16 protein-coding genes are annotated in these 14,817 nt (G+C 65.0%); 11 read left to right on the forward strand and 5 right to left on the reverse strand.

The window, feature by feature from the left end; translation table 11 throughout:
- Positions 1-46: 46 nt before the first annotated feature.
- Entirely contained in the window at positions 47-535 is a 489-nt protein-coding gene (gene ssb / locus HOY44_RS18700; RefSeq protein ID WP_008328944.1) for a single-stranded DNA-binding protein, read from the reverse strand.
- Between the two features lie 180 nt (positions 536-715).
- Here ssb and HOY44_RS18705 point away from each other — a divergent pair, with 180 nt between their 5' ends.
- Positions 716-1,285, forward strand: coding sequence for a lytic transglycosylase domain-containing protein (locus tag HOY44_RS18705; RefSeq protein ID WP_008328943.1), 570 nt, complete (start codon positions 716-718; stop codon positions 1,283-1,285).
- A gap of 2 nt (positions 1,286-1,287) precedes the next feature.
- Here HOY44_RS18705 and HOY44_RS18710 read toward each other — a convergent pair whose 3' ends face one another.
- The 3 genes from HOY44_RS18710 to miaA all read right to left on the reverse strand — a co-directional run bounded on the left by HOY44_RS18710 (position 1,288) and on the right by miaA (position 3,882).
- On the reverse strand, positions 1,288-1,815 hold the full coding sequence (locus HOY44_RS18710) for a GFA family protein (RefSeq protein ID WP_008328942.1): 528 nt from the start codon (positions 1,813-1,815) through the stop codon (positions 1,288-1,290).
- A gap of 147 nt (positions 1,816-1,962) precedes the next feature.
- Positions 1,963-2,769, reverse strand: coding sequence for a helix-turn-helix domain-containing protein (locus HOY44_RS18715; RefSeq protein WP_008328941.1), 807 nt, complete (start codon positions 2,767-2,769; stop codon positions 1,963-1,965).
- Between the two features lie 219 nt (positions 2,770-2,988).
- On the reverse strand, positions 2,989-3,882 hold the full coding sequence (miaA, locus tag HOY44_RS18720) for a tRNA (adenosine(37)-N6)-dimethylallyltransferase MiaA (RefSeq protein ID WP_287436831.1): 894 nt from the start codon (positions 3,880-3,882) through the stop codon (positions 2,989-2,991).
- Between the two features lie 106 nt (positions 3,883-3,988).
- Between miaA and pyrH the strand changes: the two genes are divergently transcribed.
- The 10 genes from pyrH to fabZ all read left to right on the forward strand — a co-directional run bounded on the left by pyrH (position 3,989) and on the right by fabZ (position 13,514).
- A complete protein-coding gene (gene pyrH, locus HOY44_RS18725) occupies positions 3,989-4,753 on the forward strand; it encodes a UMP kinase (protein ID WP_008328939.1) in 765 nt (254 codons plus the stop codon).
- A 106-nt stretch (positions 4,754-4,859) separates the two neighbouring features.
- Positions 4,860-5,426, forward strand: a complete 567-nt coding sequence (gene frr / locus HOY44_RS18730) for a ribosome recycling factor (RefSeq protein ID WP_008328938.1) — start codon at positions 4,860-4,862, stop codon at positions 5,424-5,426.
- A gap of 107 nt (positions 5,427-5,533) precedes the next feature.
- Entirely contained in the window at positions 5,534-6,211 is a 678-nt protein-coding gene (uppS, locus tag HOY44_RS18735) for a polyprenyl diphosphate synthase (protein WP_235889048.1), read from the forward strand.
- The gene (locus tag HOY44_RS18740; protein ID WP_287436834.1) at positions 6,204-7,064 is read left to right on the forward strand and encodes a phosphatidate cytidylyltransferase; all 861 of its coding nucleotides are present in this window, start codon (positions 6,204-6,206) and stop codon (positions 7,062-7,064) included. Before uppS ends, HOY44_RS18740 begins: the two co-directional genes overlap by 8 nt.
- Entirely contained in the window at positions 7,061-8,260 is a 1,200-nt protein-coding gene (gene dxr / locus HOY44_RS18745; protein WP_287436837.1) for a 1-deoxy-D-xylulose-5-phosphate reductoisomerase, read from the forward strand. The genes HOY44_RS18740 and dxr overlap by 4 nt, the downstream gene beginning before the upstream one ends.
- On the forward strand, positions 8,251-9,588 hold the full coding sequence (rseP, locus tag HOY44_RS18750) for an RIP metalloprotease RseP (RefSeq protein ID WP_287436839.1): 1,338 nt from the start codon (positions 8,251-8,253) through the stop codon (positions 9,586-9,588). The genes dxr and rseP overlap by 10 nt, the downstream gene beginning before the upstream one ends.
- 132 nt (positions 9,589-9,720) lie before the next feature.
- Positions 9,721-9,852, forward strand: coding sequence for a hypothetical protein (locus HOY44_RS18755; protein WP_008328933.1), 132 nt, complete (start codon positions 9,721-9,723; stop codon positions 9,850-9,852).
- Between the two features lie 157 nt (positions 9,853-10,009).
- Positions 10,010-12,355 (forward strand): outer membrane protein assembly factor BamA, encoded by a 2,346-nt coding sequence (bamA, locus tag HOY44_RS18760; RefSeq protein ID WP_287436844.1) that lies wholly within the window; start codon positions 10,010-10,012, stop codon positions 12,353-12,355.
- A 28-nt stretch (positions 12,356-12,383) separates the two neighbouring features.
- Positions 12,384-12,971, forward strand: coding sequence for an OmpH/Skp family outer membrane protein (locus HOY44_RS18765; RefSeq protein ID WP_008328931.1), 588 nt, complete (start codon positions 12,384-12,386; stop codon positions 12,969-12,971).
- 75 nt (positions 12,972-13,046) lie between these two features.
- Positions 13,047-13,514 carry a 3-hydroxyacyl-ACP dehydratase FabZ gene (gene fabZ, locus HOY44_RS18770; protein ID WP_287436846.1) on the forward strand — a complete coding sequence of 156 codons (468 nt, stop codon included), beginning with the start codon at positions 13,047-13,049 and terminating at the stop codon, positions 13,512-13,514.
- A gap of 156 nt (positions 13,515-13,670) precedes the next feature.
- Here the strand turns inward: fabZ and mnmA are convergent, their stop codons facing one another.
- Positions 13,671-14,816: a tRNA 2-thiouridine(34) synthase MnmA gene (gene mnmA / locus HOY44_RS18775; RefSeq protein WP_287436848.1), complete on the reverse strand. Its 1,146-nt coding sequence runs from the start codon at positions 14,814-14,816 to the stop codon at positions 13,671-13,673.
- Between the last annotated feature and the right edge of the window lies 1 nt (position 14,817).

The following is a 14,817-nucleotide window of genomic DNA, read 5'->3' on the forward strand; positions in this document are numbered from 1 at the left end:
CAGGGGATGTGAGAAGGGGCGCCCGATGCGCCCCTGTCGTCGATCCTCAGAACGGGATCTCGTCGTCGAAGCTGCCGCCGCCCGACGCCGGGCCGGAGGGGCCGCTGTCATAGCCGCCGCGATCGTCGTAGCCGGAGCCCGAAGACGAGCCGCCACCGTAGTTGCCGCCACCCGAGTCGCCGCCGCGCGAATCGAGAAGCGTCAGTTCACCGCGGTAGGGGCGCAGCACCACTTCGGTGGAATACCGATCCTGACCCGACTGGTCCTGCCATTTGCGGGTTTCGAGTTGGCCCTCGATATAGACCTTCGAGCCTTTGCGCAGATATTGCTCGGCAATCCGGCCCAGAGGCTCGGAAAAGATCGCGACCGAATGCCATTCGGTGCGTTCGCGGCGTTCGCCCGTGTTGCGGTCCTTCCAGTTCTCCGACGTCGCGATGCGCAGGTTCACGACCTTCCCGCCATTCTGGAACGTCCGCACCTCCGGGTCGCGCCCGAGGTTGCCGACGATGATCACCTTGTTGACGGACCCAGCCATGAGCACCTCCCGAATCTGTAAAACTTGCTTCAAATCGTTACATCACCCGTGCCCGGTGAAGGAAAGGTTAAAATCCCCGGAACCGGGACGGCGGAGGCCCGCTGCCGGTCCCGGTGCGCGAGGCTGGCGAGTCGCCGCAATTGACGGTATAGTCCGGTCAAAACGGAGAGCTGGGCGGTGATGAAGGGACTACTCGCAGGTGCGGTGGCGTTGTCGGTCGCGGTGGGCGCGCCGGTTGCGGCACAGACGTTTTCCTCGTCGAACGGACAACGCAGTTTCGAGAATGCCTTGAAGGTTCTCGACGGGCGGGCGCGTGAGCAATACGCAGGGTCGACCCGGTATCAGCCGCGCCCGAAAGAGCATGTTCCGGCGTTTCGCGGCAGCTACAAGGGCGAGTATCTGGCCCATGCCAAGGCGGCGGCGGCCAAGCACGGCATTCCCGAAGACCTGTTTCTGCGGCTCGTGCAGCAGGAATCGGGCTGGAACCCGTCGGCCAAATCCCATGCGGGCGCCATCGGACTTGCGCAACTGATGCCCGAAACCGCGTCGCTCCTGGGGGTGGACCCGGACGACCCGCTTCAGAATCTCGACGGCGGGGCGCGGTATCTCGCCCAGCAATACAAGGCGTTCAAGTCGTGGAAGCTGGCGCTCGCGGCCTATAACGCGGGGCCGGAGGCGGTGACGAAATACAACGGTGTCCCGCCCTACAAGGAAACCGAAGGATACGTGAAAGCGATCCTCGGCGGCTGAGATCAGATGTCGCGGGCGACGAACCCCATGTGATCGGTCTCGAACCCGCTGCGCCAGATCGCGTGCCAACGTCTGAACAACATGCGCCGGGAATAGCCCGGATAGGTGCGCACCCCATCGGCGTGTTGGCCGGCCTCGACGCGATCCTTTGCATAGACCCTGAGTTCCGGGTCCGGGCGCGCCTGTTCCGGCACACGGTCCGCAAAAACCCCGACCCAGGGCCGCCCCTTGCGATCAAGATACATCGGCGTGCCACAGCAGGTGGCGATGACCCGGTCGGTCGGGCTTTTCGGGTCGAGCTTGTGGGCGGCGAGCTTGTCGGAGCCGGACTGGCAGGTGAGCCTGTCCTTGCGCCACAGCACGTGGAACGTCCCGCCCTCGGAATCGGCCACCGGCGCATTGAACCGGCGTTCGAAGATCATCGCGGCGGTCTGGCATTCGGCACAATGGCAGATGGTCGCCCCGGACGGGCGACCGGACGCGCTCAAGCGCACCGTTCCACAACGGCAAGTGATGTCCTGACTGTCCATGGTGTCCAACCTCTCGTGAATACGAGACGCGCGGTTTCACTAAAAGTCAATTTATAATCGCCGAGAGTCTCATTTAGAGACGTCGGTTGGACTCAGGTCACCATTGGGACGGGGTGTTCGTCAAGTGACCAATGGGTCACAAAACGATCAGGCGCCGCGCCGGAACTGCGACGGGGTGCGCCCCGTGTGATTCTGGAACGCCCGCGTGAAATAGGCCGCCGAGGCGAAGCCGAGCGACGACGCGATGTCCTTGATCGGCATATGCGTTTCGGTCAGCAGTCGCCGTGCCTCGTAATGCACACGGTCGGCAAGGATGGATGAGGCCGGACGCCCGCAGGCCTTGTTGCACACGCGGCTGAGGTGCGTGGGCGTCACGCCCAACTCCTTGGCGTAGTCGCGGACGGTCTTGGCGGAATGGAATTCCTGTTCGACCAGCGCGGTATAGGCGGCGGCGAGACGGGACGAGGCATCCTCGTCCGGCTCTTCGATGTCGAGCGCGCGCATCTGGCGTTCGATCCAGACCGACAGAAGGCCCGCGTGACACAGCATCGCGCGGTCGGAGGCGAGGTTGCCGCTTTCCAGTTCGGACTGAAGGTTCTCGATCAGCCGGTTCAGCTCGATATGCTGATCGGCTTCCTGAAGGCGCAGGTGCACGGGGTCTTCGGGCAGAGAAAGCTCGTCTTCCACGCCGACCGGGAACACGACGATCATTCCGTGGACGGTCGAATTCATCTCGAACCCGTGCATCGTGCCCGCAGGCACGTAAATAGCGTTGTGCGAAGTATAGCCGGAGGTCTTGCCGTTCACCGTGATGCGGCCCTGACCGCGGGTGAACCAGAGGAGAACAGGGGCGCCGTAGCTGCGCATCGCTTCGGTTCGCCACCGCCCGCCGCTTGCGAGGCGGGCCAGAGGGATGACACGGAAGGGAGAGCTCAGCGCGTTCAGTTGGTCCATTTTTTATTGGTTCTCCCTGTCTGTCCCCATTCGAACGACCGACTTTTGTTCGATTCGTCCTACCGCCATGTCGCCCCCTCATCGCGGTCCTTCAGCGGTAGACGATTTACACAGACCTGTCGCCCCCGACTATCCACAGTCTGCGGGTTTTCCTGTGGATAACTCCGAGGCTTTTTGCCGCTGTCGCACAGGGGCCACATATTCGTGAACTAGCGGGAGTCAGGGTATCGTGACTTGCGTCCAGTCCGACATTCGCGACCGGAACCATGTGCGCTGACGCTTGGCATATTGCCGACTCGCGATGATCGCGGCGTCGCGTGCCGCGTCCAGCGTCATCTCGCCCTTCAGATGCGCGATAAGCTCGCGTGCGCCGATGGCCTTGGCCGAGGGCAGGTCGGGCGACCACGTGGTCAGATTGGCCTCGGCCTCGGCCAGCACACCCGCTGACAGCATCGCGTCGAACCGCCGGGCGATCCGGTCGGCAAGCCAGTCGCGCGGGGAATTGAGGACAAGGGGCAGGGCGTCGGCCAGTGGCAGCAGGGGCGGGGGCGTGTCGTCCTGCCAGGCCGCCAGACCCTTGCCGGTGGTGCGCTGAACCTCCCACGCGCGGGCCACGCGGGCGGGGTTGCGGGTGTCGATCCGGGCGAGCGTCTCGGGGTCGATGTCGGACATGAGGGCGACGAGGCCCTTGTCGGCCAGCAGCGCCTCGCCTTCGGCCCGCACCTCGGGCGGTGTGGCGGGAATATCGGCGAGCCCTTCGGTCAGAGCCGAGAAATAAAGCCCGGTGCCGCCCACGATGATGGGCCGCTGCGGGCCGGACAAGTACGGCGCGACTTCGCGCAGCCAGTGCCCGACCGAATAGAACGTGTCGCCGGGCACGTGACCGTAAAGCCGGTGCGGCGCCACCTCTTCCTCCGAGATCGACGGGCGGGCGGTCAGGATACGCCAGTTGGAAAACACCTGAAGCGCGTCGGCATTGACGATCACGCCACCCGCCGTGCGCGCGATCGCCAGAGCCAGCGCCGACTTGCCGCTCGCCGTCGGTCCGGCGATCAGAACCGGGCGGTCCGGCGGCAGATCATCGAGAAAGGGGGCCGCAAGCGCCTCTGCCATCACATGCTTTCTTCCCAGCCCCCGGTTTTTCGCGGATTGCGCCCGCCGGGGATTTCCGACATTTTGCGCGCGATCCATACATGACCCCCGAGGACGACGCAAAGACATGACCGAGGCCGTGACCAACGCCCCCGCCGACGCTCGCCAACCGAAATACAAACGGGTGATGCTGAAAATCTCGGGCGAGGCGTTGATGGGCGACGGGTCATACGGCCTGAACCCGCCCACCGTCGCGCGTATCGCGCAAGAGGTGAAGTCGGTTCACGACATGGGCGTCGAGATCTGCATGGTGATCGGCGGCGGCAACATCTTCCGGGGTCTCGCGGGCTCGGCACAGGGGATGGAGCGCACGACGGCGGATTACATGGGGATGCTCGCGACCGTGATGAACGCGCTCGCCATGCAGTCGGCACTGGAAGAGCTTGGCGTCTACACCCGTGTCATCAGCGCGATCCCGATGGATCAGGTCTGCGAGCCCTACATCCGCCGCCGCGCCGTGCGCCACCTCGAGAAAAAGCGGGTCTGCATTTTCGCCGCCGGCACCGGGAACCCCTATTTCACCACCGACACGGCCGCCACGCTGCGCGCCAACGAAATGGCCTGTGAAGCGATCTTCAAGGGCACCAAGGTGGACGGGGTCTATGACAAGGACCCCAAGAAATTCGACGACGCCAAACGCTATGACGTGGTCAGCTATGACGAGGCGCTGGCGAAACGTCTGGGTGTCATGGATGCCTCGGCCATCGCGCTGGCCCGCGACAACAACATGCCGATCATCGTGTTCTCGCTGGACGAACCGGGCGGGTTCAAGGGCATTCTTGCCGGGCAAGGCACCTATACCACGGTCAAGAACGCCAAGCCTGCCGCCTGAGGTCGGGCCGGCAGACCCGAGGGCCCGCGTCTCTATACAGTGCGGCCCGATGAGAGTATATGAGCGCAAACAATGGACGCAGGTCCACGGTCAGGAGGATTGAGGCATGGCTGACGAAGAGCTTGAGATCGACATCGACGATCTGGAACGCCGTATGGAAGGCGCCATCGGGGCGCTGCGCACGGAACTCGCCTCGCTGCGCACGGGCCGTGCCTCGGCCGCGATGCTGGAGCCTGTCCACGTCGAAGCCTATGGTCAACGCACGCCGATCAACCAGGTGGGCACCGTGAACGTGCCGGAGCCGCGCATGGTCACCATCAACGTGTGGGACAAATCGCTGGTGAACGCGGTCGAAAAGGCGATCATGGAGTCGGGTCTTGGCATCAACCCGCAGACCAACGGCACCATCATCATGCTGCCGATCCCGGAACTGAACGAAGAGCGCCGCAAGGAACTGGCCCGCGTCGCCGCGCAATACGCCGAAAGCGCCCGGGTCGCGATCCGCAACGTGCGACGCGACGGGATGGAACAGCTCAAGAAAGCGAAAGCCGCGGGCATGTCCGAGGACGACAACAAGATCTGGCACGACGAAGTGCAGGAACTGACCGACAAATACATCGGCAATGTCGACAAGACGCTCGAGACCAAGCAGGAAGAGATCATGCAGGTCTGACCTTTCGGTCTGACCGGCGCGTGTCACGCGTTGCCTGACGAGGGAGCCGCCCCGTGAACGAGCAAAGCCAGATCGGAACCGGCAAGGGCCTCCACGTCGCCATCATCATGGATGGCAACGGGCGTTGGGCCAAGGAGCGCGGTCGTCCGCGCCTGTTCGGCCACCATGCAGGCGCCAAACGAGCGCGCGAAGTGGTCGAGGCCTGCCCGGACCTTGGCGTGACGCATATCACGCTCTTCGCGTTTTCCACCGAGAACTGGAAGCGGACGCAGGCGGAAGTCGCGGGGCTGATGAGCCTGTTTCGCCGCTATATCAACAAGACCGCGCATGAGCTGAACGACGAGGGCGCTTGCGTGCGCTTCATCGGCGACCGCATCAAGCTGGACCCGAAGCTGCGCCGTCTGATGGACGATCTGGAAGACCTGACCAAAGACAACGACCGGGTGCATGTCACGGTCGCGCTGAACTACGGCGGGCGGGACGAGGTGGCGCGCGCCACACAGCGGCTGGCGCAGGACGTGAAGGCGGGCAAGCTGGACCCGGACATTATCGACGAGGAAACGCTGCCCAAATACCTCGACACCTGCATGTTGCCCGACCCCGACCTTGTGATCCGCACCTCGGGCGAGGCGCGGGTGTCCAATTTCCTGCTCTGGCAGTCGGCCTATGCCGAGTACGAGTTCATCGACACGCTCTGGCCCGACTTCGACCGGGCGAAGTTCGCCGAGATCCTCGATCGGTTCGCCATGCGCGACCGGCGTTTCGGCGCGGTGAAGAATGGCTGACACATCCGCATCCGCCTCCAAATGGTCCGATCTGTCGACGCGGGTGATTTCCGCGGGCGTGATCGTGCTGATCGCCCTCGGCGCCCTGTTCGGCGGGCCGCTGGCGTGGTCGATCTTCGTCGTGATCGTCTATGTGCTGATGCTGCGCGAGCTTGCGAAACTGTGCGAGGTCGAAATCCCGACCCTGCGCCGTTGGATCATCGCGCTTCTTCCGGTGGCGGTTCTCGCGATCACCTTCGTCCTGCCGCTGGCCGGGCCGGAGCCTGACGGGGCCGAGGCGATCTGGACCGCCGTCACCTTCGGCGTCATGCGGGCACTTCTCGTGGCTTTCGTGCCGCTCGCGGTCGGTCTGCTTCTGATCCGCGCGGGCCATCGGACGTGGCTCGCCTACGGTCTGCTCCTTGCCGTCGCCGCACTGTCGCTGATCTTCGGGCAACTCGTGGCCGGGCCGCGCGGTATCCTCGCCCTGATCGGGATCGTCGTGATTTCTGACATCTTGGGATATTTCGCCGGGCGTGCGTTCGGTGGGCCGAAGTTCTGGCCGCGTATCAGCCCGAAAAAGACGTGGTCCGGCACGGTGGCCGGATGGGTCGGCGCGGGGCTGTTCGGTGCGCTGGTCGGGCCGGGGCTTCTGGACGTTCACTGGGCGCTCTGCGCGTTGGGCGCCGTCGTGCTCGCCTTTGCCGGGCAGATGGGCGACATCGCGGAAAGCTGGCTCAAACGCCGGGCAGGGGTCAAGGACAGTTCGGCCCTGATCCCCGGCCACGGCGGCGTGCTCGACCGGCTCGACGCGCTGGTGGCGGTCGCCGCACTGGCCGGTGTGGCCGCGCTGGGGTTCGGGATCTTCCCATGACCCGGCGGGTGTCCATTTTCGGCGCGACCGGGTCCATCGGCTGTTCGACCATAGACCTGATCGAGCGCGACCCCGATGGGTTCGAGGTAGTCGCCCTGACCGGCGGGCGCAACGTCGATCTTCTGGCCCGGCAGGCCAAGGCGCTCGGCGCCGAGGTCGCGGTGACGGCACATGAGGAATGCCTCGCCGACCTGCGCGAGGCCCTGTCGGGCACCGGGATCGAAGTGGCCGCGGGCGAGGCGGCGCTGACCGACGCGGCGCGCCGTCCGGCGGATTGGGTCATGTCGGCCATCGTCGGTGCGGCCGGTCTGCCGCCGGGGCTGGCGGCACTGGAACAAGGCGCGACCCTTGCGCTCGCGAACAAGGAGAGCCTCGTCACGGCGGGGCCCCTCATCCTCGGCACAGCGCGCGATCACGGCGCGACCGTCCTCCCGGTGGACAGCGAACATTCCGCCGTGTTCCAGGCGCTGGTGGGTGAAGACATGGCCGCCGTCGAGCGTGTCATCATCACCGCTTCGGGCGGCGCGTTCCGCGACTGGCCCATCGACAAGCTGGCCTCGGCCACGCTCGAAGAGGCGTCGAGCCACCCGAACTGGGACATGGGCCAGCGCATCACCATCGATTCTGCCTCGATGTTCAACAAGGCGCTGGAACTGATCGAGACCCGCGAATTCTTCGGCGTGCGCCCCGACCAGATCGAGGTCATCGTTCATCCCCAAAGCCTGATCCACGCGCTTGTCGGCTTCAACGACGGGGCGCTCATGGCCCATGTCGGCCCGCCGGACATGCGCCACGCCATCGGATACGCGCTGAACTGGCCGGAGCGCAAACCGCTCCCGGTCGAGCGGTTGGACCTTGCCCGGATCGGCCAGCTTGAATTTCGCGCGCCCGAGGATGCCCGCTATCCAGCCCTGCGCCTTGCGCGCGAGGTGATGGAGGCCGGCGGCATGGCGGGTGCGGTGTTCAATGCCGCCAAGGAAACCGCGCTGGACGGCTTCATCGCCCACCGGCTTGGTTTCATGGACATGGCCGGGGTCGTCGAAGGGGTGCTCACGGAACTGTCGGGTGACACGGGCCTCATGTCTGCCGCATTTACTCTTGATAACGTGCGCGCGGCCGACCACATGGCCCGGATACGAGCAGAAGAGATAATATCAGGGGCGAAGACCCCGAAAAGGAGTGCCACGTGGACCTGACCGCGCTGATCCCGTCTTTCGGCAACCTCGCCTTCACCCTGATCGCCTTCATCATCGCGCTGACGATCATCGTCGCGATCCACGAATACGGCCATTACATCATCGGGCGTCTGTCCGGGATCAAAGCGGACGTGTTTTCCATCGGCATCGGGCCGGTGCTGGCGAAAAAGACCGACAAGCATGGGACGCAATGGCAGATCGCGGCGTTCCCCGTGGGCGGATACGTCAAGTTCCGGGGGGATGCGAACGCGGCTTCGGCGGGCGTGGACGAGGGGGCGATGGCCGGCCTGTCGGATGAAGAACGGCGGCACACCATGCACGGCGCGCCGCTCTGGGCACGGGCGGCGACCGTCGCGGCGGGTCCGATCTTCAACTTCGTGCTGTCGGCCCTGATCTTCTTCGCGATGGCGTTTCACACCGGCATCGCCACCGACCCGCTGACCGTCGAAGAGGTCGCGCCGGTCTCGGGGCTGGAGGCGCTGGAGCCGGGCGACCAGATCCTGTCCATCGCGGGCGAGGAAACCCCGTCGCTGGATGAATTCGACGGGTTCGTTTCGCGTCTGCCCAACGAAAGCCCGGTGGAATACGTGGTTCTGCGCGGCGGGCAGGAAGTGACGGTCGAGGCGCTGCATCCGTTCCCGCCCTATGTAAGCTCGGTCACACCGCAATCGGCGGCATCGGACGCGGGGATTCGCGAAGGCGACCTCATCCTGACTGTCGACGGCGCACCCGTTTCGACCTTCGGTGACCTGCGCGCCATCGTGGGCGAGGGCGATGGGGCGGCCCTGACGCTTGGCATCGAACGCGACGGCGAAGCGATCAGCGTCGATCTGACCCCGCGCCGCGTCGACCTGCCGCTGCCCGAAGGCGGGTTCGAGACCCGCTGGCTGATCGGCATCGGAGGGGGTCTCGTGTTCGAGCCGGAAACCCGCGCGCCTTCCTTCGGCGAAGCCGTTTCGACGGGCGTGGGGCAGGTGGGCTACATCATCTCGTCCTCGCTGTCCGGGCTGTGGCACATGATTACCGGGGCGATTTCGTCCTGTAACCTGCGCGGGCCCATCGGCATCGCCGAAACCTCGGGTGCGGCGGCGAGTCAGGGGCTCGACAGTTTCATCTGGTTCATCGCGGTGCTGTCCACCGCCGTTGGGCTTTTGAACCTGTTCCCGATCCCGGTGCTGGACGGCGGCCACCTCGTGTTCCACGCCTATGAGGCGGTGGCGGGCAAGCCCCCGTCGGACCGCGCGATGCGTGTTCTGCTCGCGGTCGGCCTTGCCCTGATCCTGTCGATCATGGTGTTGGGCGTGACGAACGATCTGTTCTGCCCATAGGCGGCGAGAGCCGGGCGCGCCCAGCTGCGCCGTGCGGCCGATCGCAAATGCCTTAATCTTGCCGCAATTCGGATGTGGTCCCGCCCGAATCCCATGTGAGTTTCCCCTCCATAACGCTGGAGGTACGAGCGCATGGAACACATTCAACACAGCTACCGCGGGCTTCACCTTTTGATGGACCTGAACTGGGACCGTCTTCTCTATGTCGGCACGCTGGCGGCCGCCCTTGGCTGCGGGGCCTTGCTGGGCGCGTTCCTGCACTGATTTCACGGCGGGTCGCACCGCTCTGAAAACTTACACTTTTCGAACCTGTCGCAGGGCCGCCATAGCGCGGCCCTCAGTCGTTTGACTTGCTTTGACACCGCCCCCCAAACCCGCTAGTCACACTAGGGACTGGGATGTCTGAGCGGATGACAACAAGATGACGTATAACGAGCAGCGTGCCGCCCGCGCCAAGGGGCTGCGCCAATCCGTCTTTGCACCGGCTGCCACGGCGGTTTTCTTCGGGGTATCAGGGGCTTCGCTGATGGTGCCATCGGCGGCACTCGCGCAGTCCTACAATTTCTCCTCGGTGCAGATCGTCGGGACCGAAAAGATCGAAGCGGCGACGATCCTCGCCTACCTCGGATTCGGCAAAAACGAGACGGTCAGCGCGGCCCAACTCAACGACGCCTATCAGCGCCTTCAGGGTTCGGGCCTGTTCGACACGGTCCGGCTTCAGCCGAGCGGCCGCACGCTGGTCGTTCGGGTGCAGGAACAGGCGTTCATCAGCCGCATCAATATCGAGGGCAACCGCCGCGAAGACGACGAGGATCTGATCGCGATCATCCAGTCGCGCCCGCGTCAGGTGTTCTCGCCCGCCGTCGCCGAGCGCGACGCGCAGGTCATCGCGGAATACTATGCCCAGAAGGGTCGCTTGGCCGCCGACGTGACGCCGCGCATCATCCGGCGCACCAATGGCCGCGTCGACCTCGTCTTCGAAGTGATCGAGGGCCGGGTGTCCGAGATCGAGCGTCTGTCCTTCTCCGGCAACCGCAGCTTCGCCGATTCCCGTCTGCGCCGTGTTCTGACGTCGAAACAGGCGGGCCTTCTGCGGGCCTTCGTCCAGTCCGACACTTACGATCCCGGCCGGATCGAGTTCGACAAGCAGGTTCTGACGGATTTCTACAATTCGCGCGGCTTCGTCGATTTCCGGGCCGAAGCGGTCGCCGCCGAAGCGGGCAGCAGCCGTGACGGCTATCAGGTGACCTTCAAGATCACCGAGGGCCAGCAGTTCAGCGTCGGTCAGGTGAACACGATTTCCGAGGTCGACGGTGTCGACACCGCCGAATTCGAGCGCGCAGCGCGTCTGCGTCAGGGCGGCGTCTACAACCCGTCGGACGTGGACAACGCGATCGCGCGGATGGAGCGTCTGGCGGCCCAGAAGGGTCTCAACTTCATCACCGTCGAGCCGCGCATCGTGCGCAACGAACGCGAAGGCACGCTGGATGTGACGCTCGCCATCACCCGCGGGCCGCGTGTGATCGTCGAGCGGATCGACATCGAGGGCAACCAGACCACGCTCGACCGGGTGGTGCGCTCGGAATTCCGCACGGTCGAGGGCGACCCGTTCAATCCGCGCGAAATCCGTCGCGCCGCTGAACGTATCCGCGCCCTTGGCTATTTCGCGAATGTCGACGTGCAGGCGCGCGAAGGCTCGGCGTCGGACCGCGTCGTGGTCGACGTGGACGTGGAAGAGCAGGGCACCGGCTCTCTTTCCTTCGGCGCGTCGTATTCGACAGCCTCCGGTTTCGGTCTGAACGCGTCTTTCAGCGAATCGAACTTCCTGGGTCGCGGCCAGTACATCACCGCCGAGTTCAACTGGGGCGTCGCCGTCCGCAACTACTCGTTCTCCTTCGCCGAACCCCGGCTTCTGGGCCGCGATCTCGAGCTTGGGATCAACGCGTTCTACTATGACACGCTGGCCTCGGCGAATGCGAACTACGACACCACCCGGCTGCTGGTGGAGCCCTATCTGGAGTTCCCGATCAGCCCGTCGAGCCGCGTCGCGGTCAAGGCGGGCGTGCGCGGGTCCAACATCGCGAACGTCGATCCGGCCAGTTCCGCCGTGCTCATGGCCGAGGCCGGGCGCGGCTGGCAGATCGGCGGGCACGCGGGCCTGACCTACACTTTCGACTCGGCGATTTCCGGGCTCGACGATATGTCGCGCTTCTTCCTGGAAATCGACACCGAGGTCGGTGGGCTTGGGGCCGACAACCAATACCTGAAGGCGACGGCTCTGGCGCGGGCGCAGACCCGCATCATGAACGACGAGGTGACGCTGAGGGCCGAGGTCGAGGGCGGCGCGCTCTATTCCATCGGCGGCGCTGGTGCGCGCGTGACGGATCGCTTCACGCTCGGCCCGGAAAAGGTGCGGGGCTTCCGCTTCAACGGCACCGGCCCGCGTGACCTGACCGTCGCGAACACCGATGCGCTTGGCGGCAACTACTTCGTCGCGGCCCGCGTCGAGGCGCAGTTCCCGCTTGGTCTGCCCGAGGAATACGGGATCAGCGGCGGCGTCTTCGCCGATGTCGGTTCGCTTTGGGGCCTGGACAACACGCTGGGCGGCACCATCGACGACGCCTTCTACCTGCGGTCCTCGGTCGGTGCGTCGCTGTTCTGGGACACGCCCATCGGCCCGCTGCGGTTCAACTACTCGATCCCTGTCGTGAAACAGGGCTACGACCGCGAAGGCCGGTTCGAGGTGACGATCCAGACCCAGTTCTGATCAGGTTCGCGCCCCTTCGGAGGTTGCCATGCGTCTGATTGCCTTGATCCTGTCGCTCGTGACGGTCTTGTCCGTCACGCCGCCGGTGCTGGCCCAGAATCTGGGTCAGCTGGTGTCGCCGATCCTGACCATCGACCGCGAGGCGCTGTTCGAGCAAAGCCGGTTCGGCCAGCGCGTTTCGTCCGATCTGGACGCGGAATCCGCGGCCCTGTCGGAAGAAACCCGCAAGATCGAGCAGGAGTTGGAGGCCGAAGAGCAGGCGCTGACGGATCAGCGCGACTCGATGACGGCGGAGGAGTTCCGGGCCGCCGCCGATGCCTTCGACGCCCGCGTCGTCCAGTTGCGCAACGACCGTGACGCCGCGCAATCGGATTTCGTGCGGCGCTTCGAGACGGCGCAACGGGATTTCTACAACCGGATCGGCCCGGCGCTTGGCCAGATCATGCAGCAGCGCGGGGCGGTCGTCCTGCTCGACAAGCGGTCGGTGCTGCTGGCCGCGAATGCCATCGACGTGACCGAAGAAGCGATCGCGCTGATCGACGAAACCTTCGGTGAAGGCTCGAACCTCGTCCCCGAAGCCCCCGCCGACCCGGACACGCCGGCTGCGCCCGAATAGGCCCGCGCCGCGCAAACCCTTGCGCCCGCGCCTGCCACGGGGCAAAAAGCGTGCCAGTATTCAAAGGATGTTCACATGACAGACGCGCCCCTTTCGGCTGATATCCACATGATCCAACGGTGCATTCCGCACCGCTACCCGTTCCTGCTGATCGACCGGGTCGAGGATATCGTGAAAAACGAAAGCGCCGTCGGGGTGAAGAACGTCACCTATAACGAGCCGCATTTTCAGGGACATTTTCCGCAGACGCCGATCATGCCCGGCGTGACCATCGTCGAGGCGATGGCCCAGACCTCGGCGGTGATGGTGTCGATGTCGCTCGACCTCGTCGACAAGGAACCGCTGGTCTACTTCATGGGGATCGACAAGGTGAAGTTCCGGCGCAAGGTGGTGCCGGGCGACGTGTTGAAGATGCACATCAAGACGATCCGCGGCGGGTCGAAGATCTGGAAATTCGAGGGTCGTGCCACGGTCGACGGCGAAGTGGCCTGTTCCGCCGAGTTCTCGGCCATGATCGACCTGAGCCAGTCTCCGTCAGGCTGATCTTTTGACCTGATCTTTCGAAATGTGTGCGCTTGCGCGCACGCAGCTTTTGCGCCGCCCCGGCTGTGCCGGGACGTCGCGATGGCAGCCGCCGTTGGCGGCTCTGGAGGGCCAGCCCTCCAGACCTCCCGAAGTATTTCCTAAACGAAGAAGGGGTCAGCGGCCCGTGTGAATCCAGCCGCCGCCGAAGATGCGGGAGCTGTCGGGGGCATAGAACACGCAGGCCTGACCGGGTGAGACGCCTTCTTCGGGCGTCAGGAGTTCGACCTCGGCTTCGGTTTCGCTGATCGGCCGGATCACCGCTTCGCGCGGCGGGCGGGTCGAGCGGACCTTGACGGACAGGTGCCATTCGCCTTGCGAGGTGAAAGGCGCGTCGCCGAGCCAGTTGATTTCGCGCACCGGGATCGTGCGGGTCGCGAGCATCTCTTTCGGGCCGACGACGACCTGCCGGGTCTCGGTGTCGAGGCGCACCACGTAAAGCGGGTCGGACAGACCGCCGATCCCCAGGCCCCGGCGTTGCCCGATGGTGTAGTGGATCACGCCGTCGTGGCGGCCCAGCACGCGCCCGTCCGCATGGACGATCTCGCCCGGCTCGGCGGCGCCCGGGCGCAGCTTCTCGATCACGCCGGCATAGTTTCCGTCGGGCACGAAACAGATGTCCTGACTGTCCGGCTTGTCGGCCACTTCCAACCCGAATTCGCGGGCGAGGGCCCGGGTTTCGTCCTTGGTCTTGAGGTGGCCGAGCGGGAAGCGCAGGAACGACAGTTGCTCCGGCGTGGTCGAGAACAGAAAATAGCTCTGATCCCGGTTCGCATCGGCCGCCCGGTGGAGTTCCGGCCCGGCGTCGCCCGCGAACCGCTGGATATAGTGCCCGGTCGCCATACAGTCGGCATCGAGGTCTTTGGCGGTCGCCAGCAGATCCTTGAACTTCACGCGCTCGTTGCAGCGGATACAGGGCACGGGTGTCGCACCACCGAGATAGCTGTCGGCGAATTCTTCGATGACCGCTTCGCGGAAGATGTTTTCATAGTCGAGCACGTAGTGCGGAAAGCCCATTTCCTCGGCCACGCGGCGGGCATCGTGGATATCCACCCCCGCGCAGCAAGCGCCCTTCTTGGCCAGCGCCGCCCCGTGATCGTAAAGCTGAAGCGTGACGCCGATGACGTCGTAGCCTTCGCGTTTGAGCTTGGCGGCAACCACGGAACTGTCGACTCCGCCGGACATGGCGACGACCACTCGGGTCTCGCTTTCGGGCTTGGCGAAGCCCAGCGAATTGACGCGGATTTCGGTGTCGAGGCTCATG

The sequence above is a fragment of the Maritimibacter sp. genome (genome assembly GCF_016774595.1).
Lineage (GTDB): Bacteria > Pseudomonadota > Alphaproteobacteria > Rhodobacterales > Rhodobacteraceae > Maritimibacter > Maritimibacter alkaliphilus.

Bases quoted from the DNA above. Each gene is read 5' to 3' on its own strand.
- ssb (WP_008328944.1), bottom strand. From the start codon at position 535: ATGGCTGGGTCCGTCAACAAGGTGATCATCGTCGGCAACCTCGGGCGC.
- HOY44_RS18705 (WP_008328943.1), top strand. From the start codon at position 716: ATGAAGGGACTACTCGCAGGTGCGGTGGCGTTGTCGGTCGCGGTGGGC.
- HOY44_RS18710 (WP_008328942.1), bottom strand. From the start codon at position 1,815: ATGGACAGTCAGGACATCACTTGCCGTTGTGGAACGGTGCGCTTGAGC.
- HOY44_RS18715 (WP_008328941.1), bottom strand. From the start codon at position 2,769: ATGGACCAACTGAACGCGCTGAGCTCTCCCTTCCGTGTCATCCCTCTG.
- miaA (WP_287436831.1), bottom strand. From the start codon at position 3,882: ATGGCAGAGGCGCTTGCGGCCCCCTTTCTCGATGATCTGCCGCCGGAC.
- pyrH (WP_008328939.1), top strand. From the start codon at position 3,989: ATGACCGAGGCCGTGACCAACGCCCCCGCCGACGCTCGCCAACCGAAA.
- frr (WP_008328938.1), top strand. From the start codon at position 4,860: ATGGCTGACGAAGAGCTTGAGATCGACATCGACGATCTGGAACGCCGT.
- uppS (WP_235889048.1), top strand. From the start codon at position 5,534: ATGGATGGCAACGGGCGTTGGGCCAAGGAGCGCGGTCGTCCGCGCCTG.
- HOY44_RS18740 (WP_287436834.1), top strand. From the start codon at position 6,204: ATGGCTGACACATCCGCATCCGCCTCCAAATGGTCCGATCTGTCGACG.
- dxr (WP_287436837.1), top strand. From the start codon at position 7,061: ATGACCCGGCGGGTGTCCATTTTCGGCGCGACCGGGTCCATCGGCTGT.
- HOY44_RS18755 (WP_008328933.1), top strand. From the start codon at position 9,721: ATGGAACACATTCAACACAGCTACCGCGGGCTTCACCTTTTGATGGAC.
- bamA (WP_287436844.1), top strand. From the start codon at position 10,010: ATGACGTATAACGAGCAGCGTGCCGCCCGCGCCAAGGGGCTGCGCCAA.
- HOY44_RS18765 (WP_008328931.1), top strand. From the start codon at position 12,384: ATGCGTCTGATTGCCTTGATCCTGTCGCTCGTGACGGTCTTGTCCGTC.
- fabZ (WP_287436846.1), top strand. From the start codon at position 13,047: ATGACAGACGCGCCCCTTTCGGCTGATATCCACATGATCCAACGGTGC.
- mnmA (WP_287436848.1), bottom strand. From the start codon at position 14,816: ATGAGCCTCGACACCGAAATCCGCGTCAATTCGCTGGGCTTCGCCAAG.